Source organism: Photobacterium sp. DNB22_13_2, from assembly GCF_052873915.1.
Window position 1 is genome coordinate 1 of record NZ_JBNNXU010000160.1, and the last position, 265, is coordinate 265.

Genomic DNA, 265 nt, shown 5'->3' on the forward strand with positions numbered 1-265 from the left:
GTGTGCTCCACCGCTTCGCGAAAGGCGAACTCCTCGGTAAAGGTGAGCGTCATGACGAACAGCGCCGCAAACTGCAGCGGCATCGTCTTGTTGCCGTACGCCACCATCATGCCGGCCAGGAAGGTGACCAGCACGATCACCACCGGCAAGATCGAATACGGCGTGGCCACCGCCACGATGAAGGTGATGGCCGTGGTGAGCAGCACGCACGCCATCATCTCGTTGAACTTGTGCCGCAGCGGGCTGGGCAAGTCCATCAGGCTGG

General features: G+C 61.9%; 1 protein-coding gene. It reads right to left on the reverse strand.

Features of this window, described 5'->3' with window-relative positions:
* A partial coding sequence (locus ACVA58_RS28200; protein ID WP_446513540.1) for an FUSC family membrane protein occupies window positions 1-265 on the reverse strand: 265 nt, incomplete at both ends.